The organism is Cognatishimia activa (assembly GCF_026016445.1).
Lineage (GTDB): Bacteria > Pseudomonadota > Alphaproteobacteria > Rhodobacterales > Rhodobacteraceae > Cognatishimia > Cognatishimia activa_B.
This window is the reverse complement of record NZ_CP096147.1, coordinates 612,518-632,889: the sequence shown is the minus strand read 5'-3', so window position 1 is coordinate 632,889 and position 20,372 is coordinate 612,518. Positions and strand designations below refer to the sequence as shown.

At 54.6% G+C, this 20,372-nt stretch carries 20 protein-coding genes; 12 read left to right on the top strand and 8 right to left on the bottom strand.

Annotated features, from left to right (window positions below):
* Positions 1-63: 63 nt before the first annotated feature.
* The 6 genes from puuE (at position 64) to lpdA (ending at position 9,349) form a co-directional block, all read left to right on the top strand.
* Positions 64-1,479 (top strand): allantoinase PuuE, encoded by a 1,416-nt coding sequence (gene puuE, locus M0D42_RS03075; protein WP_265020140.1) that lies wholly within the window; start codon positions 64-66, stop codon positions 1,477-1,479.
* A complete protein-coding gene (locus tag M0D42_RS03070) occupies positions 1,476-1,961 on the top strand; it encodes an ureidoglycolate lyase (RefSeq protein WP_265020139.1) in 486 nt (161 codons plus the stop codon). The genes puuE and M0D42_RS03070 overlap by 4 nt, the downstream gene beginning before the upstream one ends.
* A gap of 64 nt (positions 1,962-2,025) precedes the next feature.
* Positions 2,026-3,345, top strand: a complete 1,320-nt coding sequence (locus tag M0D42_RS03065) for a uracil-xanthine permease family protein (protein WP_265020138.1) — start codon at positions 2,026-2,028, stop codon at positions 3,343-3,345.
* Between the two features lie 318 nt (positions 3,346-3,663).
* On the top strand, positions 3,664-6,315 hold the full coding sequence (gene aceE, locus M0D42_RS03060) for a pyruvate dehydrogenase (acetyl-transferring), homodimeric type (protein WP_265020137.1): 2,652 nt from the start codon (positions 3,664-3,666) through the stop codon (positions 6,313-6,315).
* Positions 6,316-6,337: 22 nt separating this feature from the next.
* Positions 6,338-7,606, top strand: coding sequence for a dihydrolipoyllysine-residue acetyltransferase (gene aceF / locus M0D42_RS03055; RefSeq protein WP_265020136.1), 1,269 nt, complete (start codon positions 6,338-6,340; stop codon positions 7,604-7,606).
* A gap of 12 nt (positions 7,607-7,618) precedes the next feature.
* Complete coding sequence (gene lpdA / locus M0D42_RS03050) at positions 7,619-9,349, top strand: dihydrolipoyl dehydrogenase (protein WP_265020135.1); 1,731 nt, start codon at positions 7,619-7,621, stop codon at positions 9,347-9,349.
* Between the two features lie 44 nt (positions 9,350-9,393).
* Here lpdA and M0D42_RS03045 read toward each other — a convergent pair whose 3' ends face one another.
* From M0D42_RS03045 to M0D42_RS03030, 4 genes are all read right to left on the bottom strand, one after another.
* Entirely contained in the window at positions 9,394-9,945 is a 552-nt protein-coding gene (locus M0D42_RS03045) for a cysteine hydrolase family protein (protein ID WP_265020134.1), read from the bottom strand.
* A gap of 2 nt (positions 9,946-9,947) precedes the next feature.
* Positions 9,948-10,949, bottom strand: coding sequence for a type I glyceraldehyde-3-phosphate dehydrogenase (locus M0D42_RS03040; RefSeq protein WP_265020133.1), 1,002 nt, complete (start codon positions 10,947-10,949; stop codon positions 9,948-9,950).
* Positions 10,950-11,042: 93 nt separating this feature from the next.
* Positions 11,043-11,864, bottom strand: a complete 822-nt coding sequence (locus M0D42_RS03035) for a bifunctional allantoicase/(S)-ureidoglycine aminohydrolase (protein WP_265020132.1) — start codon at positions 11,862-11,864, stop codon at positions 11,043-11,045.
* 113 nt (positions 11,865-11,977) lie between these two features.
* The gene (locus tag M0D42_RS03030) at positions 11,978-12,283 is read right to left on the bottom strand and encodes a DUF1992 domain-containing protein (RefSeq protein ID WP_265020131.1); all 306 of its coding nucleotides are present in this window, start codon (positions 12,281-12,283) and stop codon (positions 11,978-11,980) included.
* A 165-nt stretch (positions 12,284-12,448) separates the two neighbouring features.
* Here M0D42_RS03030 and M0D42_RS03025 point away from each other — a divergent pair, with 165 nt between their 5' ends.
* Positions 12,449-13,411, top strand: a complete 963-nt coding sequence (locus M0D42_RS03025) for a pirin family protein (protein ID WP_265020130.1) — start codon at positions 12,449-12,451, stop codon at positions 13,409-13,411.
* Between the two features lie 47 nt (positions 13,412-13,458).
* Here M0D42_RS03025 and M0D42_RS03020 read toward each other — a convergent pair whose 3' ends face one another.
* Positions 13,459-15,039: a bifunctional metallophosphatase/5'-nucleotidase gene (locus tag M0D42_RS03020; RefSeq protein WP_265020129.1), complete on the bottom strand. Its 1,581-nt coding sequence runs from the start codon at positions 15,037-15,039 to the stop codon at positions 13,459-13,461.
* A gap of 154 nt (positions 15,040-15,193) precedes the next feature.
* Between M0D42_RS03020 and M0D42_RS03015 the strand changes: the two genes are divergently transcribed.
* Genes M0D42_RS03015 through arsC form a run of 3 tightly spaced genes read left to right on the top strand, consistent with a single transcriptional unit; the run spans position 15,194 to position 16,925 of the window.
* Positions 15,194-15,535 carry a DUF952 domain-containing protein gene (locus M0D42_RS03015; RefSeq protein WP_265021086.1) on the top strand — a complete coding sequence of 114 codons (342 nt, stop codon included), beginning with the start codon at positions 15,194-15,196 and terminating at the stop codon, positions 15,533-15,535.
* Positions 15,532-16,590: a quinone-dependent dihydroorotate dehydrogenase gene (locus tag M0D42_RS03010; RefSeq protein WP_265020128.1), complete on the top strand. Its 1,059-nt coding sequence runs from the start codon at positions 15,532-15,534 to the stop codon at positions 16,588-16,590. Before M0D42_RS03015 ends, M0D42_RS03010 begins: the two co-directional genes overlap by 4 nt.
* On the top strand, positions 16,587-16,925 hold the full coding sequence (gene arsC, locus M0D42_RS03005) for an arsenate reductase (glutaredoxin) (RefSeq protein WP_265020127.1): 339 nt from the start codon (positions 16,587-16,589) through the stop codon (positions 16,923-16,925). Before M0D42_RS03010 ends, arsC begins: the two co-directional genes overlap by 4 nt.
* Here arsC and M0D42_RS03000 read toward each other — a convergent pair.
* The 3 genes from M0D42_RS03000 to M0D42_RS02990 are packed head-to-tail and all read right to left on the bottom strand — an operon-like array spanning position 16,922 to position 19,189.
* A complete protein-coding gene (locus M0D42_RS03000; protein ID WP_265020126.1) occupies positions 16,922-18,250 on the bottom strand; it encodes an MATE family efflux transporter in 1,329 nt (442 codons plus the stop codon). The two genes, arsC and M0D42_RS03000, sit on opposite strands and share 4 nt — an antisense overlap.
* A 4-nt stretch (positions 18,251-18,254) precedes the next feature.
* On the bottom strand, positions 18,255-18,767 hold the full coding sequence (locus M0D42_RS02995; protein ID WP_265020125.1) for a PaaI family thioesterase: 513 nt from the start codon (positions 18,765-18,767) through the stop codon (positions 18,255-18,257).
* Positions 18,764-19,189, bottom strand: coding sequence for a PaaI family thioesterase (locus M0D42_RS02990; protein ID WP_265020124.1), 426 nt, complete (start codon positions 19,187-19,189; stop codon positions 18,764-18,766). The genes M0D42_RS02995 and M0D42_RS02990 overlap by 4 nt, the downstream gene beginning before the upstream one ends.
* 117 nt (positions 19,190-19,306) lie before the next feature.
* On the opposite strand from M0D42_RS02990, the gene M0D42_RS02985 reads away from it, so the two are divergent.
* Both M0D42_RS02985 and M0D42_RS02980 read left to right on the top strand, forming a co-directional pair.
* On the top strand, positions 19,307-19,675 hold the full coding sequence (locus M0D42_RS02985) for a MerR family transcriptional regulator (RefSeq protein ID WP_265020123.1): 369 nt from the start codon (positions 19,307-19,309) through the stop codon (positions 19,673-19,675).
* Between the two features lie 289 nt (positions 19,676-19,964).
* Complete coding sequence (locus tag M0D42_RS02980) at positions 19,965-20,366, top strand: MerR family transcriptional regulator (RefSeq protein ID WP_265020122.1); 402 nt, start codon at positions 19,965-19,967, stop codon at positions 20,364-20,366.
* The last annotated feature ends 6 nt before the right edge of the window (positions 20,367-20,372 follow it).

Here is a 20,372-nt window from a genome sequence, read left to right as displayed (position 1 = left end):
TCAAAATACTTGATAAAGTCAGGCTGATCTTTTCATCCTATGGTGCAACCAAAGGAGTAATACATGAACAGATACCCTCGCGATTTGCGCGGTTATGGGGCGACGCCCCCCAATGCCAATTGGCCGGGCAATGCGCGGATTGCGGTGCAGTTTGTGTTGAACTTCGAAGAAGGCGGTGAGAACTGCCTCTTACATGGCGATGCCGCTTCAGAGGCATTCCTCTCTGATATTCCGGGCGCACAGCCTTGGGCTGGGCAACGTCATTGGAATATGGAGTCGATCTACGATTATGGTGCCCGCTCTGGGTTCTGGCGCCTGCATCGCCTGTTCACAGGGCGGCAAATCCCGCTGACCATTTACGGGGTGGCTTCAGCCTTGGCGCGCGCACCAGAACAAGTCGCCGCGATGAAAGACGCCGGATGGGAGATCGCAAGCCACGGGTTGAAGTGGGTTGAACATAAAGACTTGGTTGAGGAAGACGAGCGCGCCTCTATTGCCGAAGCTATTCGTCTTCATACGGAAGTTGTCGGCGAACGCCCGCGTGGCTGGTATACCGGGCGCTGTTCTGAAAACACCGTGCGTCTGGTCGCTGAGGAAGGTGGCTTTGATTACATCTCTGACACCTATGATGACGACCTGCCCTATTGGGTAGAGATTGGGGATCGCGATCAGCTGATCATCCCATATACGCTTGAAGCCAATGACATGCGTTTTGCGACCGCACCCGGCTGGGTCACAGGTCAGGATTTCTACACCTACCTGAAAGACGCCTTTGATGTGCTTTATCAGGAAGGCCGCGAGGGCGCGCCTAAGATGATGAGCATCGGACTGCATTGCCGCTTGATCGGCCGCCCTGGCAAGATCGCGGGACTCATACAGTTCCTCGACTATATCGCTGGGTTTGAAGGCGTCTGGACCCCACGGCGCATCGAGATCGCGCAGCATTGGCAGCAGGAACATCCGCACACACGATGGGGCCGGCCAAGTCAGATGGGTGAAAAGACCTTTGTGTCGACCTATGGCAGCATATTTGAGCATTCTGACTGGATTGCCAAACGCGCTTATGACGCGGAGCTCGGCCCTGCGCATGACACAGCGATTGGCTTGCATAGTGCGTTGGCGCGCATTTTTAGGTCTGCTTCCAAGGACGAGCGACTGGGTGTTTTGAATGCCCATCCCGACCTTGCAGGGAAACTTGCAGCGGCTGGGCGGCTTACGGCAGAGTCAACCTCAGAACAGGCCAGCGCTGGATTGGATATGTTGACGGATGAGGAGCGAACGGCGTTTCAGTCCCATAACGCAGATTACGTTGCCAAACATGGCTTCCCCTTCATCATCGCGGTGAAGGACCATGACAAAGCCGGTATTTTGCGCGCTTTTGAACGGCGCATTGCCAATGACACCGAGACGGAGTTTTCGGAGGCCTGCCGACAAGTGGAACGTATTGCCGCCATTCGGCTAGAGGCCATCCTGCCATGAAAAGGATCGTGCCTGCTCCCCTCTCTTCTGACGCCTTCGCAGCTTTCGGAGATGTCATCGAACTTGGGGATCAGGCCTTTGAGATCAACGCGGGCCTTTGCGACCGGCATCACGACCTCGCCAATGTAGACATCATAGATGGCCGTGCTGGGATCAGCCTTTTTGAGGCAGAGCCTCGGGCTCTTCCTTACACGTTCGACTTGGTTGAAAGGCACCCGAAAGGCAGTCAGGCCTTTATTCCGATGTCCATGACATCTTTTCTGGTGATCGTGGCACCCGACGAAAACGGAACTCCGAGCACTCCACTGGCGTTTTTGACCCGGCCCGGACAGGGTGTCAACTTCTACCGAAACACATGGCATGGCGTTCTGACACCGCTGCAATCACCAGGCTTGTTTGCTGTGATTGACCGCATCGGGGACGACACCAATTTAGAAGAACATATCTTTGAGACACAATATGTGGTAGATTCACCAGGCTAATTGCGCAGATATCGCGCAATTGCCGGAATACTGTGCAACTTAATCAACTGTAGAGGGACAGAAGATGACTGCAACAGACTACCGGGATCCAAATGTGACCCCACCCCTTGGGCAAGCGGTACCGCTTGGCTTTCAACACGTTTTGGCAATGTTTGCGTCAAACGTAACTCCATCCATCATCGTCGCCGGGGCCGCGGGCCTGGCCTTTGGAAGCGCCGAACAGGTCTATCTGATTCAGATGGCCATGCTGTTTGCTGGCATCGCGACGCTTTTCCAAACCGTGGGCTTTGGCCCTGTCGGTGCTCGGCTGCCAATCATGCAGGGCACCAGCTTTGCCTTCGTCGGTGTGCTTGCAGGGGTCGCTGCAACACAGGGCCTGGGCGTCGCGCTAACGGCTTGTATCATTGGCGGCGTGATCCACTTCTTACTTGGCTCTGTGATTGGCAAGATCCGTTGGCTCTTTCCTCCGCTGGTGACCGGCCTGGTGATCTTGGCCATCGGTCTTTATTTGATCCCGGTCGCAATCAAATACGCTGCGGGTGGTGCGGCCCAGTTCCAGATGGAAGCGGAAAGCTTCGGGTCATTGAAACACTGGAGTGTCGCCCTGACCGTCGTGGTGGTCTCATTGATCCTGAAGTTCTTCACCAAGGGCATCACATCAAACGCCGCGATCCTAATCGGACTTTTGGCGGGTTACGTCTTAGCCTTCATGGTCGGCATGGTAAACTTCGGAGCCGTTGGCAAAGCCTCTTGGATCACAGGGATTACCCCCCTGCCCTATGGCTTTGAGTTTAGCCTTGGCGCGGTCATCGCGGTGACCTTGGTATCCATCGTTTCGGCCATTGAAACCGTAGGCGATGCCTCGGCGACGGCAAAGGCCGGTGCAGGACGAGATGCAACAGATGAGGAGATCGCAGGCGCGACCTATGCGGACGGTCTTGGGACCGCAGTCGCCGGGGTCTTCGGGGGTCTGCCAAACACGTCGTTCAGCCAGAACGTCGGCATCGTGGGCATGACCGGCGTCATGAGCCGCCATGTTGTCACCATTGGTGGCCTCGTCTTGGTGGCCTGTGGCTTGATCCCGAAGATTGGCGCGGTGATCGCCTCCATGCCATTGCCCGTCCTGGGTGGCGGCGTGATCGTCATGTTCGGCATGGTCGCAGCTGCTGGATTGAACGTATTGTCCGAGGTCAAACTCAACCGTCGTAACATGGTGATCATTGCGATCTCGCTTGCAATCGGGTTGGGACTCAACTTGGTTCCAACTGCCGTGCAATACTTACCGGGTGTTGTGAAAATTCTGATGACATCAGCAGTCGCGCCAACCGCGCTGTGTGCAATCATTCTGAACTTGGTCCTGCCAGAAGAAGCTGAAACGGCCTAAGTTTCAATGAAATTGGGCGCCGTGTGGTGCCCATATTAAACTATAGAAGGTCGCCCACTGTGGCGGCCTTTCTCTTACGAAATAGCTCATTGGCAAACCTCAACTGCTTGGGCGAATCTCGCCAAGAGGCTTTGCAATTTTAGTTTAGGGTTAAACAAAATTACGCTTTTGGCAAATTTTAGCCCAAACTTTAGCGCTAACTACCCAAAAATACTTGTATCCCGCTCAGTGCAATCCTGCTATGCCACAAGCGCACTACCTAAATGGTTTAATGTTAAACTATAAGAGATCAGCCCAATTTGGAGGAGGACGCCCAACATGGCAAATTTCGAAGACATTGATCCAATTGAATCCCGTGAATGGCAGGAAGCCATTGAAGATGTCATTGCGAAGGATGGTGCAGACCGCGCGCATTTCCTATTGGATCGTGCAGTCCAGCAGGCGCGCGCTGCTGGGGCGAACCTGCCATTCTCGGCAACCACCCCTTATCAAAACACCATCCCAGCCGATGATCAGGAAGCCTTCCCAGGTGATCTGGACATGGAATGGCGCATTCGCACTATCAACCGCTGGAACGCAATGGCAACCGTTGTGCGCCGCAACAAAGTTTCCAGCGAATATGGCGGTCACATCGCGTCCTTTGCTTCCTCTGCCGTCATGTATGACATCGGCCTGAACCACTTCTGGCGCTCCAAATCCGCGATCCACGGAGGCGACCTGGTATTCTTCCAAGGCCATGTGATCCCTGGCATCTATGCTCGCTCCTTCATGGAAGGTCGCTTGAGCGAAGAGCAGCTGGAAAACTTCCGCTCCGAAGTGGCCGGCAACGGGTTGTCCTCCTACCCTCACCCATGGCTGATGCCGGATTACTGGCAGTTCCCAACAGTTTCTATGGGTCTTGGTCCGCTAATGGCGATCTACCAAGCCCGGTTCATGAAATACATGCATAACCGTGGTCACATTGACATGGGAGACCGCAAAGTCTGGGTCTTCCTCGGCGATGGCGAGATGGATGAACCAGAATCCCGTGGTGCAATTGACCTTGCAGCACGTGAGGGGCTCGACAATCTGATCTTTGTTGTAAACTGCAACCTACAGCGTCTGGACGGCCCGGTCCGCGGCAACCACAAGATCGTACAGGAGCTCGAAGGCGACTTCCGAGGTGCAGGCTGGAACGTCATCAAACTGCTTTGGGGCAAAGGCTGGGACGAGCTGCTTGAGAAAGACACCACCGGCAAACTGCGTCAGCTGATGGATGAAACCGTCGACGGTGACTATCAGACATTCAAATCCAAAGACGGTGCCTACATCCGCAAGCACTTCTTCGGCAAATACCCTGAGACTGCAAAGCTGGTGGAAGATTGGACTGACGAGCAAATCTGGTCCCTGCGTCGTGGCGGGCACGACCCTCAAAAGGTTTACACCGCATTCAAACGCGCGACAGACACCAAAGGTCAACCAACCTGCCTGCTGGTAAAAACCGTAAAAGGTCATGGCATGGGCTCTGCCGGTGAAGGTCAGAATACGACTCACCAACAGAAGAAAATGAATGAAGACCAACTTCGCGCATTCCGGGATCGTTTTGACATCCCAGTGAGCGATGAAGACGTGGGCAAAGCCCCATTCGTGAAGCTAAACAACGCGCAGAAAGCCTATCTGGCGGATCGCCGTAAGGCTCTGGGTGGTGAGTTCCCTAAACGCGAGACCGTTTCTCCGAAGCTGGAAATTCCTGCTCTGGACAAGTTCTCAGCACAGCTGAAATCCACCGGTGATCGTGAGATCTCTACCACTATGGCCTTTGTCCGTATTCTGACCACGCTTCTGCGCGACAAGAAGATGGGCAAAAATGTTGTGCCAATTGTGCCGGACGAAAGCCGCACCTTTGGTATGGAAGGCCTGTTCCGTTCTGTGGGTATCTACAACCCGCTGGGGCAGAACTACACGCCACAAGATGCGGATCAGATGCAGTACTACAAAGAAACTGTAGATGGTCAGGTTCTTCAGGAGGGCATCAACGAAGCGGGTGCGATGGCTGATTGGATTGCAGCGGCAACGTCTTATTCCAACCACGGCGTACCGATGATCCCATTCTTCATCTACTACTCCATGTTTGGCTTCCAGCGCATCGGCGATTTGGCATGGGCGGCAGGCGACAGCCGTGCACGTGGCTTTATGCTCGGCGGCACAGCAGGTCGGACAACGCTAAATGGCGAAGGTCTGCAACACGAAGACGGTCACAGCCACATCCTTGCGGGCACAATCCCGAACTGCATCAGCTATGACCCAACTTTCCAGTATGAAGTGGCGGTTATCCTGCAGCACGGCATGAAGGAAATGTACGAAGAACAGAAAGATGTCTTCTACTACCTGACACTGATGAACGAAAACTACGCGCATCCGGATATGCCGATGGGTGTGGAAGGCGACATCATCAAAGGTCTCTACCGCTTCAAGGAAGTGAAGAAGCCGGGCAAGAAACACGTCAACCTGATGGGTTCTGGCACGATCTTGGTCCAGGCCATCAAGGCGGCAGAGATGCTGGAAGAGGACTTTGGTGTCACGTCCGATATCTGGTCCGCGACAAGCTTCAACGAACTGGCACGTGATTGTCAGGACGCTGAACGCCACAACCGCCTGAACCCGCTTGCGGATCCGAAGGTTCCGTTTGTGGCAGAGCAATTGGCAAAGACCAAAGGCCCAATCATCGCGGCCACCGACTACATGAAGAACTACGCAGAACAGATCCGCGCCTGTGTGCCGGGTCGCTACACGGTACTCGGCACAGACGGCTACGGCCGTTCCGACAGCCGCGTGAACCTGCGCCGCTTCTTCGAAGTTGATGCCAACCATATCGCAGCAGCGGCCATGGTCGATCTTTATCGTGAAGGTGGCATCACCAAAGCCGTGCTCGAGAAGGCACTTAAGAAATACGACATTGACGGCACCAAGCCGAACCCCCGTCTAGTGTGATCGGAACAGAGGAGACAAGATCATGACAATTGAAGTCAAAGTACCCGATATCGGGGATTTCGACGCGGTTCCCGTTGTATCCGTTCTGGTTGAAGTCGGTGATGTGATCGACGAAGAAGATCCGATCATCGAGCTGGAATCCGACAAGGCAACGATGGAAGTACCGTCCTCCGCAGCAGGTAAGGTTTTGGAAATCAAAGTCGCTGAAGGCGACGAGATTGGCGAAGGCGCTGTTGTGTTGGTTCTGGATTCCGAAGTGGGTGCAGATGCGCTAGCAGTCGCTCCTGCGGAAACGCCAACCGCTGCCCCTGCGGCGGCACCAGCTGCTCCGGCAACGGCCCCCGCTCCAGCGGCACCAGTGGCTGTCACCGACAGCGGTTTTGGTAAAGCACACGCCTCCCCATCTGTGCGCGCATTCGCACGCCAGCTCGACATTGATATCGCAAAGATCAACGGCAGTGGTCGCAAAGGCCGCATCCTACGAGAAGACGTCACTGCCTTCCTGAAATCCACTTCCGCACCCGCAACAGCAGCGCCTGCGGCAAGCGGCGGCATGGGTATTCCGCCGATCCCAGCGGTTGATTTCAGCAAATTCGGTAAGGTCGAAGATGTCGAGATGCCACGCATCAAAAAGATCTCTGGCCCGGCCCTGCACCGCTCTTGGCTGAACATCCCGCACGTCACACACAACGACGAAGCGGACATCACGGATCTGGACAAATACCGCAAGGAAATGGACACGATGGCCAAGGAAAATGGCTACCGCGTCACCCTGCTGAGCTTTGTCATCAAAGCGTCCGTTTCTGCCCTGAAAGAGCACTGGGAAGTCAACAGCTCCATCCACCCAGATGGCGACAAGCTGATCAAGAAAGACTACTACAACATCGGCTTTGCGGCAGACACGCCAAACGGCCTGATGGTTCCGGTGATCAAAGACGCGGACCGCAAGGGCATCGTTGAGATTTCCAAGGACCTGATGGAGCTTTCAGGCAAAGCGCGCGAAGGTAAATTGAAGGGTGACGACATGCAGGGCGCGACCTTCACCATCTCGTCTCTCGGCGGCATCGGCGGCACTTCCTTCACCCCTATCGTGAACGCACCTGAAGTGGCGATCCTTGGCCTGACACGTTCGAAAATGGCACCGGTCTGGAATGGTGAGGAATTCGTGCCGCGCCTGATGCAACCGCTGTCCCTGTCTTACGACCACCGCGCCATCGACGGGGCACTGGCAGCACGGTTCACCGTGACGCTGAAGACCCTGCTCGGCGATATGCGCAAGTTGATGTGGTAAGGAGAGAGATCGATGGAAGTTAAAGTCCCTGATATTGGTGATTTCGACAGCGTCCCAGTGGTGTCTATCCTGGTTGAAGTCGGTGACGCCGTTGGTGTTGAAGACCCGCTGATCGAGCTAGAATCTGACAAAGCGACCATGGAAGTACCGTCCCCTGCGGCGGGCACGGTCAAAGAAATCAAAGTGGCCGAAGGCGACAATGTTTCTGAAGGCTCGCTGATCCTGGTTCTGGACGGCGCGGAAGCTGAAACTGCAGCAGAAGCGCCTGCTGAGGCAGAAACACCCGCTGCGCCAACAGCCGTTGCGCCAACCGGCACTGCCACAGGCGCTGGTGATGTGCATGCGGAAGTCGTGGTTCTGGGCTCTGGCCCGGGCGGCTACACCGCGGCCTTCCGCGCGGCGGACCTTGGCAAAAAGGTGGTGCTGATCGAGAAAGACAGCTCCCTTGGTGGTGTCTGCCTGAACGTCGGCTGTATTCCGTCCAAAGCATTGCTGCACGGCGCAAAGGTCATCACCGAGGCCGAAGAAATGGAGCACTTCGGTGTGAAGTTTGCCAAGCCTGAGGTCGATATCGACGCGCTGCGCGGCTGGAAAGAGAGTGTGGTCAACCAGTTGACTGGCGGTCTGAAAGGTCTTGCGAAGGCGCGTAAGGTTCAGGTTGTGAACGGCTACGGCACGTTCACCGGCCCGAACATGATCGAAGTCGACAATGATGGTGCAAAATCCACCGTCAGCTTTGATCAATGCATCATCGCTGCTGGGTCTGAGCCTGTCACTCTGCCGTTCATTCCACATGACGATCCTCGCGTGATCGACTCCACTGGCGCGCTGGAACTGGAAGACATTCCAGAGCGTCTTCTGGTTCTCGGCGGTGGCATTATCGGCTTGGAAATGGGCACAGTCTATGACGCGCTGGGATCGAAAGTGACCGTCGTTGAATTCATGGACCAGATCATTCCGGGCGCTGACAAAGACATCGTTAAGCCTTTGCAGAAACGCATCGAAAGCCGCTATGAAGCCATCCTGACCAAGACCAAAGTCACCGCTGTAGAAGCAACCGACGCTGGTTTGAAAGTCACCATGGAAGGCCCAGACGGCGAGACCGTTGATACCTTCGACAAAGTACTGGTCGCAGTTGGCCGTCGCCCGAATGGCGCGAAGATCAACGCGGCAGCGGCAGGTGTTGCAGTCGACGAGCGCGGCTTTATCGCGGTCGACAACCAGCAGCGCACGGGACAGTCCCACATCTTCGCAATCGGCGATGTCGTCGGGCAGCCAATGCTCGCACACAAAGCCGTGCATGAAGGCAAAGTGGCCGCTGAAGTGGCCGCAGGTCACAAGCGTTTCTTTGATGCACGCGTCATCCCGTCTGTGGCTTACACTGATCCAGAAGTGGCTTGGGTCGGCATGACCGAAACGCAGGCGAAAGCCGAAGGCGTGAAGGTTGGCAAAGGTGTCTTCCCATGGGCTGCCTCTGGTCGTTCCCTTTCACTTGGTCGCTCCGAAGGTATCACCAAGCTGGTGTTTGACGAGCACGAACGTGTGATTGGCGCAGGAATCGTTGGCCCGAACGCTGGCGACCTGATTGCCGAAGTCGCGCTTGCCATCGAAATGGGTGCTGACGCAGTGGACTTGGGTCACACCATTCACCCGCACCCGACCCTGTCGGAAACCGTGAACTTCGCGGCTGAAATGTTTGAAGGCACCATCACCGATCTGATGCCTCCGAAGAAGCGCAAGTAAGGCGCTGAAATAGAACAAAAAGCCCCGCCGTGTGCGGGGCTTTTTTATGCCTGAAGCAGCGTGTTTGTTTTCACAACTTCGGCGAATTCACCGTGCAAATGCGCCAATGCGGTCCGGTGGATTTCCTCTGCCGTCAGCGCAGGTCCATCGTCAAAACTCGTGTCTGCATTGGATGTGAAAGCCGCACAAGCATCCTCTGCGAGATTGACTTTGAACCCCAGATTGGCGGCCATGCGCGTAGTGGTCGAAACACAATGCGGCGTGGTCAGACCGCAGATTGTCAGTTCACACGCACCGATGTTCTCCAGATGTGCCTGCAGCCCGGTGCCAATAAAACCAGAGTTCACGGATTTCTCGAAAATCACCTCTTCTGGCATCGGCGTAACTTCAGGTTTGAATTCGGTCCCTGCCCCGGACAGCGGAGATCCCGGCTCTACGCTAACGTGCCGCACATGCACAACCTGCCGCCCATTTGCACGCCAATGCGCTAATAAATCACCTGCACGCTTTTCTGCATCGGGATTGTTCCGCTCTCCCCAGATGGGATCATTAAAACCGACCTGAATATCGATCAGGATCAATGCATGCTCTGACATCCTTAGTCTTCTCCTGCCATGCGCTTTGCCACATCTAGCAGGCGGCAGGAAAAGCCCCATTCATTGTCATACCAGCCAAAGACTCGCAGCAGCCCGCCAACTGACACAGACGTTTCCCGCTCACAGATCACAAGGGATTCGGGGCGCATGCGTAGGTCCGTTGAAACCAAAGGCTTCTTGGTCCAGCCCAGTATGCCCGCTTCCGTTGCCCTCAGAAGATGCGCATTCACATCTTCTTTGCTGACATTCTTCTCAGTTTGAATTGTAAGGTCGATCGCACTGACCGAAGCCGTCGGCACCCGGATCGCGCGAGCTTCGACGCGCCCTTCGAGATGCGGCAGGACACGATCAATCATCTTCTGTGCGCTTGTTGTGGTTGGCACCATCGAGAGCGCAGCGGCGCGGCTGCGCTCCAAGTTACCGCGCGGTTTGTCCACGGTCGGCTGCGAGCCAGTATAGCAGTGCACTGTCGTCATATGACCACTGATCAAGCCGTAAGCCTCATCGAGCGTCTTCATCAGAGGTGCCAGAGCATTTGTCGTGCATGAGGCGTTGGAAACAATCCTTTGATCTTGCAGAGTTTCCTCATTTGCACCCATGACAATTGTCAGATCAGCCTGATCACTTGGCCCTGAGATCAGCACCTTGCCGGCGCCTGCTTTAAGACCACGTTCGACAACAGCCCGATTGCCAGTCATCCCGGTGCATTCCAGCACGATATCAACGCCAGCAAGATCGAGCGTCGCGATATCTTCTACTCCATGAAATGCATAGCTCTGCCCATCCACAATCAGCGCGTCAGAGGTGGTCTCAACTGAACCGCCATAGGTGCCAAAGACAGAGTCATACTCAAAAAGGTAGGCACAGGTTTCCAGGGATTCGATGTCGTTGATGCCGACAATCTCAAAGCCCGGATGGGTCTCTGTCTGCGTCAGGATTCGCAAAACCGTCCTGCCAATGCGGCCGAACCCATTGATGAATATGCGAATTTTACGCTCAGACATATCAATGCTCCTGCAATCAGTGCGCTTATGGGCACTTCAACGGCTTTCGCCAGAAATGACCAGCCCCAGATTGTATGGGTTACAAAGCCAGACTCAGCGCAGGCGTGGATGGCGATTGACGTCTTTATAAAGCAAATAGCGGAAACGCCCTGTCCCTTTGGCGGTACAGGCCTGAGGGCAGAAAGCCCGCAGCCACATGAAATCGCCCGCTTCAACGTGCAGCCAGTCTTGATTAAGCAGATAGTCCGCCTGCCCCTCCAGCACATAGAGCCCGTGCTCCATGATGTGGGTTTCCGGGAACGGGATCAGGCCCCCCGGCTCAAAGGTCACAATGTTTACATGCATGTCGTGACGCAGGTCATCTGGGTCAACAAAACGCGTTGTCGCCCAGCGCCCATCCGTGTCGGGCATTTGAGTGGGCGCAATGTCTGCCTCATTGGCAACGACAAAAGCTTCAGGCGCATCAATACCTTCAACACGTTCGTAGGACTTTCGCACCCAGTGAAAGGTTGCGGTTGTGTTTCCATCATTTGAAAGCGCCCAGTCGCAGCTGGGCGGTAGATAGGCATATCCGCCTGCCATCAACTCAAAGAGCCGCCCTTCGATGGTCAGGGAAACCGTCCCTGACACTACAAAAAGAACGCCTTGGCCATCGGGGTCTGGCTCTGGGCGTGTGCTTCCGCCACCCGGAGCCACTTCCATGATGTACTGCGCAAAGGTCTCCGCAAATCCGCTCAAAGGCCGCGCGATGATCCACGCCCTTGTGTCTGACCAATACGGCAGGTTTGAGGTGACAATATCCGTCATCACACGCCGCGGGAAAAACACATAGGCTTCGTTAAAAACCGCCCGACTTGCGTCAAACGGCTTTTGCGGAGGCAATCCTCCCGGAGGTGTGGCGTAGGAGTTGGTCATAAAGGCCTCTTGTTAAGCCCCTTTACTAAATCGAGTTGGCAAAGCCTCGCCAAGTCAAATTGCGCTTATGCACCTCCTGATGCACCTAACGGCTTCATTTGATAATCAGGATGTCAGCGATGGGCTTTCCGAGCGATTTCTATCCGCGCTTCCATCATCGACATCTCTTTCAGAATGTCCTGCCGACGCGTGCGGTCCCCAGTTTCGCGCAACTCTTCGCGCAGTTTCTGAAGTTCACGGCTGAGCGATACAAACTCTGGAACGCCACCACTTTCCTTTATCAAGCGGTTGATCAGAGCGTTTTCCGGATCATCCACTTTGGGTAGAGGCTTTCCTTGCCCCGTCAGATTTTCAAATTCGCCGTCGGCTTCAGCCTCGGCGATTTTCTGGTTGATGAGATCGATCAGCGGGTGGTCCATAAGGATTTCTAATGCAAAAATCGCCGTAGTTCACCCTTCTAAATTGCACGGACCACCCTGCGATGTGCGATCATGCGCAAATATCGTGCAGATTCAGAGGATGGCCTTTTGAGTCACAGCTCCTACTTTTGTTGCAACAAAGATATCAACATCAAGGAGCTGAACATGAGTTGGAACCCTCTACACCCGACCTACGCCGCTTCGGTGGACGATATTGAAACAATGATTGTTCCACGCAGTCGCGACCTTGGCGGCTTTGAAGTACGCCGTGCCCTACCGGCCCCGCAACGCCAGATGGTTGGACCTTTCATATTCTTTGATCAAATGGGACCAGCTGAATTTATCAACGAAAACGGCATTGATGTTCGCCCACATCCGCACATTGGCCTTGGCACGGTGACTTATCTTTATGAAGGAGAGTTCGAACACCGCGACAGCCTCGGCACACGGCAGATGATCTATCCGGGCGAAGTCAATTGGATGCTGGCAGGTAAAGGCGTCACCCACTCTGAGCGCACTTCAGAAGAGACGCGCAAAACAGCGCATTCCATGTTTGGTATTCAGACCTGGGTTGCTTTGCCTGAAGACAAAGAAGACACCAATCCTGATTTTGAGCACCACAGCAAAGAAGCACTTCCATTCCTCCAGGACAATGGTGCCTCTGCGCGCCTGATACTGGGGACCGGATATGGCGAAACATCCCCTGTAACGATGCAATCAGACATATTTTACGTTGATGTAACGCTTCAACCCGGCGCTTGGTTTCCCTTGCCGGATGACCATGAAGATCGTGGAATCTACGTGACAACTGGCAGCATCGAAGTGGCCGGGCAAATTTATCAAGCGGGACAAATGATGATTTTCAAGCCAGGTGATAAAATGGCTGTGAAAGCCGGGCCGACGGGCGCGCGCCTGCTTGCGCTTGGGGGCGCCACATTAAATGGACCGCGGTACATGTGGTGGAACTTTGTGTCTTCATCGCCGGAGAAGATTGATCTCGCAAAAGAAAGTTGGAAATCTCAGGATTGGTCACAGGGGCCGTTTTCATTGCCTATTGGTGATGACAAAGAATTCATCCCGATCACGCCGGAGATGGAACGTATGCGCCCCAAAACTTGGGATCGCTGAACAAAAAAGGGCGCGGTAACCCGCGCCCTCATGTGCTATTTTAAGGCCTACTTTTGAGTAATACGACCGTCTGTGTAAGCAGTGTATGGCGCGTTTTTAGCAATGTATTCTGCGGTCACATCTGCCAGGTCAGGGCCAAAGTCATAAGCGTTTTCAGCATCGCGGAACATTTTGTAACCGTCACCACCATTACGCACGTAGTTGTTGGACACCAGACCATAGGTTGCCGCTGGATCAATCGGAACCCAAGCGCCGTCTTTCATGACCATCACCTCTTGGATGCGGCCTTCGTTCGGCGCGACAGACCCATCAAAGGTGAACTTCAGGCCAGCCACCTGAGGGAAGCGGCCCTTCACTTCTTCGATTTGGCTCACACCATTTTCAAGCGCATCGATCACGGTCTGACCAGACACCTGGAAAGTCGACAGAGTGTTCTGGAATGGCAGAACCGTCAGAACCTCACCCATGGTGACTTCGCCCGCATCAATAGAGGCACGCAGACCACCAGAGTTCTGGATCGCGATTGTGATGCCCTGATCCGCGACACGGTCAAGCATAGCGTCCGCTACAAGGTTGCCCATGCCGCATTCCTGCAGACGGCAGACATTGCGATCGCCATTGATCACGTCAGCTGCATCCGCTACGACACGTTTTTTCATCTCTTCGATGGGAGCGCCCATCTCAGAAACACGTGCCGACATGGCCGCATTCGGTTCGACAGATGCATCGAGTAGGATTGGTTCACCCATCGCAGATGTTACGTTACCCGCATCATCAAAGGTCAGAGTGATCTCACCAACATATTTTGAATAGGCATAAGCCTGAACCACAGGCACGTCGCCAACCATAGTCGGGTATGGCCCCGCCGCGCGGTCAGATGTGTTGGACAGCAAAGTGTGAGAGTGCCCACCGACCACCAGATCAAGACCTGGAACGTTGGCTGCAATGTCGAGGTCTTTTGCCAGACCGACGTGGTTTAACGCGATGATCTTGCTCACACCTTCTGCTTCCAGCGCAGCGACATCTGCTTTCAGACTGTCGATCTCATCTTGGAAAACAACGTTGTCACCCGGAGAAGATGTGTCGACCGTATCCACCGCCAACGCTGAGATGATGCCGATCTTTTCACCGCCAACTTCCAGCACGACGTGATTCTTCACTTTGCCTTTCAGCATTGGTTCTGAGGTCAGATCCAGGTTGCCAGAGATCACCGGGAAGGAAACCGTATCTACAAACTTTTCAAGGCCTGCTGGACCATCGTCAAATTCATGGTTGCCAACGGCCATGACGTCATAGCCGATCTGCTCCATGAACTCGGCTTCCGCTTCACCCTTGTAGGTGGTGTAGAACAAAGACCCTTGGAATGGATCGCCCGCGTCCAGAACCAAGAAGTTCTGACCGGCCAGCTCTTGGCGCTTGGCATCGATCAGCGTTTTGATACGCGCAACGCCACCAAAGCATTTGCCCTCTGCTTCGCCTTCGGCGTTACAGGTAGAATCATATTTGTTGATCGACTCAATCCGGCTGTGGATGTCGTTTGTATGTAGGATGGTCAGCTTATATTCGGCAGACGCCATGCCAGCTGTGACAGCAAGCGCGGCCGCACTGGTTAGAAAACGCATGAACATCGGAACTCCCCTTAATTGTTATCGGAGTGATTTGGACACAATTTTGACCCATGAGTCAAAACTCTTGTCGCGGAACCTACGGTTGTGGCGGTAACAGGATCATGACAGCGCGCAAATGCTTGACCATTGCACATTCGACGGGCATTTGAGCCTCATGCTGATTTTCAAGATATTTCGGGCCGATGAATGGGCCCAGTTGCAGGCAGAAGGCACCACAATGGGCGCCCCAATTGATCTGGCCGATGGCTTCGTGCATTTTTCCACGGCTACGCAGGCTGCAGAGACAGCCGCCAAGCACTTTGCGGGTCTCGATGGGCTTTGGCTGCTGGCATTGGAGGCCAATGATCTAGGCGAGGCGCTGAAGTGGGAAGTCTCACGCGGTGGCGATAAATTCCCGCATCTATATCGCGAAATGCGCCTTGATGAAGTGCTGTGGGCGAAACCGCTGCCGCTGGTGGATGGTGTCCACGAATTCCCGAAGGAGGCTGGCGTATGAACTTCCTTGAAAAAATCGGCATGCCGATCTTACACAAGATTGATCCAGAGAATTCTCATGGTTTGGCGATCAAAGCGCTGCAACTTGGTGCTGCAGCCAATCCGGGACTTTTAACCTCCCCTCGCCTGCGCACGACTTTTGCAGGGATCGAGCTGCCCAACCCGGTGGGGCTCGCAGCAGGTTTCGACAAAAACGCGACAGCGCTTTTGGGTCTTTCGCGCGCAGGCTTTGGGTTCTTCGAGGTTGGTGCAGCGACACCGCGGCCACAGCCCGGCAACCCGAAACCACGCCTTTTCCGTTTGACTGAGGACCGCGCGGCCATCAACCGCTTTGGGTTTAACAACGAAGGCATGGAAGCCATTGCCTCCCGTCTTGCACAGCGTCCACGAGATGCTGTGATCGGTCTGAACCTTGGAGCCAACAAAGACTCTGAGGATCGCGCCGCCGACTTTGCCAAGGTGCTAGCGCATTGCGGCGCGCATTTGGATTTCGCAACAGTGAATGTCAGCTCACCGAACACCGAAAAACTGCGTGACTTGCAAGGCAAAGCGGCTCTCTCCGCCTTGCTCGCTGGTGTGATGGAAGCTCGCGCGGGTCTGGACCGTAAAATCCCTGTGTTCCTGAAGATCGCCCCGGATCTGACCGAAGCGGAACTGGCCGAGATCGCCGAGGTGGCCGTGGAAAGCGGTTTGGATGCCATCATCGCCACCAACACCACGTTGGACCGCGACGGGTTGCTGTCAGAGCACCGAGATGAAAAAGGCGGCCTCTCAGGCGCGCCGTTGTTTGAGAAATCGACACGCGTGTTGGCGCAGCTTTCCAGACTGACCGAAGGCAAGCTGCCGCTGGTAGGCGTTGGTGGCATCTCGAATGCAGAACAGGCCTATACGAAAATCTGCGCAGGCGCTTCTGTGGTGCAGCTTTACACCGCATTGGTTTATGGCGGCCTTTCGATGGTCGAGGACATTGTGCGCGGCTTGGATGAATTGCTTGCCCGCGATGGCTTTAGCAGTGTTTCAGAGGCCATTGGCACCAAACGAGAGGACTGGCTATGACTGAGATCTGGCACAACCCACGCTGTTCGAAATCCCGCCAAACCCTTGCTTTGGTTGAAGAAAAAGGCCCGGTGACAATCCGCAAATACCTTGAGGATGCGCCGACTGAGGCCGAAATCCGCGAGGTTCTCAAACTTCTCAGCATTCCGGCAATAGATCTGATGCGTAAAAGCGAAGCGGAGTTTAAAGAGCGTGGTCTGAGCAAGGACAGCGATGAAGATATGTTGATCGCAGCCATGGTCGAAGTGCCAAAACTGATTGAACGCCCTGTGGTAATTGCCAATGGCAAAGCGCGTCTGGGACGCCCACCAGAAAGCGTATTGGATATCCTTTAAGCGTTCACGGAACGCTCCAAAGCTGGGTAGCGCGAGCCAAGTGTAGCTCCGCGCACCGCGAAGGAAATCAGCAAAGCAGCCCAGAGGCCATGATTGTCAAAGACTGGGATCAAAACCAGCACCGCGATCACATAGATGATGGCGCTGACGATCATCATATTGCGCATATCACTCCCGCGAGTTGCGCCAATAAAAATACCGTCTAACATCCACGCTGCGCAGCCAACGATTGGCGCTGCAACCATCCAGATCAAATAGATACGCGCATCGGCCTGCACGTCTGCCGACTTGGCCATCACGTCAATCAGCCAGGGCCCACCGAAGGCGAAGAATAGCGCCATGCTGGTGCAGGTGACAGCGCCCCAGAAGGAACACATCAGGGCGGATTTTCGCAATCGTCTCACATTGCCCTGCCCGATTGCACGCGCAATCAGCGCTTCGGCTGCAAAGGCGAAGCCGTCCATGGCATAGGCCACAATGTAGGTGAACTGGATCAGGACTTCGTTTGCCGCCAATGTTACATCGCCAAAGCCTGCACCAAGAAAAACAAAGCTTGAGAATATCGCCATAAGGAGAGCTGAACGGATGAGAATATCCACATTCAGCAGCCCCATGCGAATAAGCTTGGCACGATCAAAGACACGCGCCCAATTGCGCCACTCCACATGATCAAAGGCATCTCGACAAAGCCACAGACCCAGGGCGGCGCCAGTCAATTCTGCAATGACCGTCGCTATGGCTACGCCCTCGACACCCCAGCCGAGGCCCAAAACAAACCATAGATCCAACAGGATATTGATCCCGTTCATCACGAACTGGACCCAAAACACACCCGTTGTGCGCTCCATCGCGACGAGCCATCCTGTGGCGGCATAAACCGCAATCGCAGCAGGTGCTGTCCAAATACGGATCTGCAGGTAATCCCGCGCAAGGCTCTCGACCTCAGGTGAGGCAGGCGACAACATAAAGGCCGCTGCGAATATTGGTATCTGCAGCAGGATCAGCAGCAAGCCCCCTGCCCCTGCGATCATCATTGCGCGAGTGAGAATAGCCGAGACTTCGGCACTATCCTCGGCACCCGCCGCTTGGCCAACCAGACCGGCTGTTCCCATGCGCAGGAAACCAAAAATCCAGTAGATCGAAGACAGAATAATCGCACCCATCGCCACTGCACCAATTGGCGCAGCTTCACCTAGCTGACCGACAACGCCGACATCGACGGCACCCAAAATCGGGACGGTCGCGTTGGACAGGACCACTGGCAATGCGATCTTAAGAATACGGCGGTGTGTGACCTCTGGCTGCCGAGCGGCTTGTGTTGTCATCTGGTCAATCGCCCACGGGAGCCGGCATCAGGAAATGACCAGTCGCCTGCGCAAAAAGCTTCTCGCGGCGATCCTGCCAAGCTTCGACATGCACAGACGCATAGCGACGCCCCGACCGATTGACCCGCGCACGTGCATAGGCATCTCGTGGCAATCCTGAACGCAGGTAGTCCACGGTGAAATCGATGGTTTTGGGCAAACGTGGAAGGCTGCCCTTTTCGAGCTCATCCAGCGAGAGCACCCCGCTTTCCATATCCTCCCAAAGCGTTGCCCAGCGCAATCCAATCACCGAAGTGATTTCAAGAAACGCCGCCGTCGCCCCCCCATGCAATGCTGGCAGCAGCGGGTTCCCGATATTGGTTTCCTGAAACTTCATGATCCCGGTCAGCTCATCTCCGCGCCGCTCAAAGTGAACCCCTAGGAACTCACAGTAAGGGATACTTGCGACCAGAGCATTTAATGCAGCATCTCGGCGTTGCTTTACGACTTGGACGGGTTCTGGACGCGGTCTGCTCATGCCTTTTTCTCCGCTGTGAAAGCACCTGTCGCGGTGGCAACAGGATTTTCACGATCATTGTCGTAAGACTTGGCGCGCACAAAAGCGACTGTCCGGGTGAGATGATAAACTTCTGCTCGCGCAATGATGCGCTGACCCGGATTAGCGGCCCGCATGTAGTCGATGCGCAAGTCGATGGTCGCTGTTGCCCCGGTGACGTCTGGGTGGCTGAGAACAGCAGCCCCGGAACAGGTATCCATCAATGCTGAGACTGCACCTCCGGAGATAACCCCAGTGTCAGGATCGCCAATGAACCGCTTGTCATAGTCCATTTCAAGCTGCGCAATGCCTTCACCAACCTCAGTCACTTCCATTCCAAGCGCTTTGGCGTGAGGAATGGCCTCGATAAACTGCTGAGCAATCTTGCTTTGATCGACGCTCATCGCCTGATCCTTTCACGTTATCTTCGATCAATCACAAGGACGTAGCGACGTCATCGCGCCTGACCGGTTGCTCTCTTTGAACACTGCGCATAAGTTTGCCGCAAGGGAGAACTTGTTATGACCACGCAGCGTCTGACATTTAAAGAAATGTGCGCGAAATTCGAGGTGACGCCAAGGACTTTGCGTTACTACGAATATATCGAACTGCTTGCCCCAGAGCGCGAAGGCCGATCTCGCTTTTACGGTCCAAGAGAAGTCGCCCGAATGACTCTGATCATGCGTGGTCGCCGGTTTGGGCTGAAACTCGAACAGCTGCGTCAGTGGCTTTTGATCTATGAAAAAGAAGGCAGCGAGGCGCAAATGGCTGCATTTGTAGAGATGGCGGACGAGCAACTCAAAAGCCTATATGAGCAGCGCGACCAGCTCGCAGAAGCAATCGAAGAACTTGAAGATCTGCGCGCTGAGACAGCCAATTCTTTGAAATAGCCAGCCATTCAGCGGTTAAACTTCGAAAATCCGTAACGTCACGAAATCGTGTAGCCCCGCTGCGCGATTTTTTTAATACATTGTTTTAAAACAATAAAATATCCGAAACAGCCCATAACGCGGCGGAAATTCACCAATTCACCACACTTTACGTGAAGGAAGTTTACGTAAAGCTAGAATTGACGTAATAGTATTCTTACGTAAACGTAAAGGAACAAGCTCCCAATGGGGTTTGGGATGCCTGGCCGATTTGAGGAGATCACCACCGGGCTGATGTGAGGGGAAACCGATGACTGAAGACTTTATGACGATCCGCGAGATGTGTGACGCTTTTGGTGTCACCCCACGAACCTTGCGGTTTTATGAGGCCAAAGAACTTTTGTTCCCGGTACGTGAAGGTCAAAAACGCCTGTTTACGCGCCGCGACCGCGCCCGGCTAAAACTCATCCTTCGCGGCAAGCGTTTTGGCTTCTCACTGGAAGAGATCCGCCAGCTTTTGAATCTTTATGACATGGGCGATCAGCAGCTCACGCAGCTCAGCCGCACCTATGACATCGCAAGGGAACGGCTGGCCGATATGGAACGTCAGCGCGAAGAGCTTGATGAAGCCATTGCCGATCTCAAAGAACAAATGAAGTGGGGGGAAAAAATGATCGCCTCTCTGAACCAGCCCAAAAAAGCGGCCGAATAACAGGCC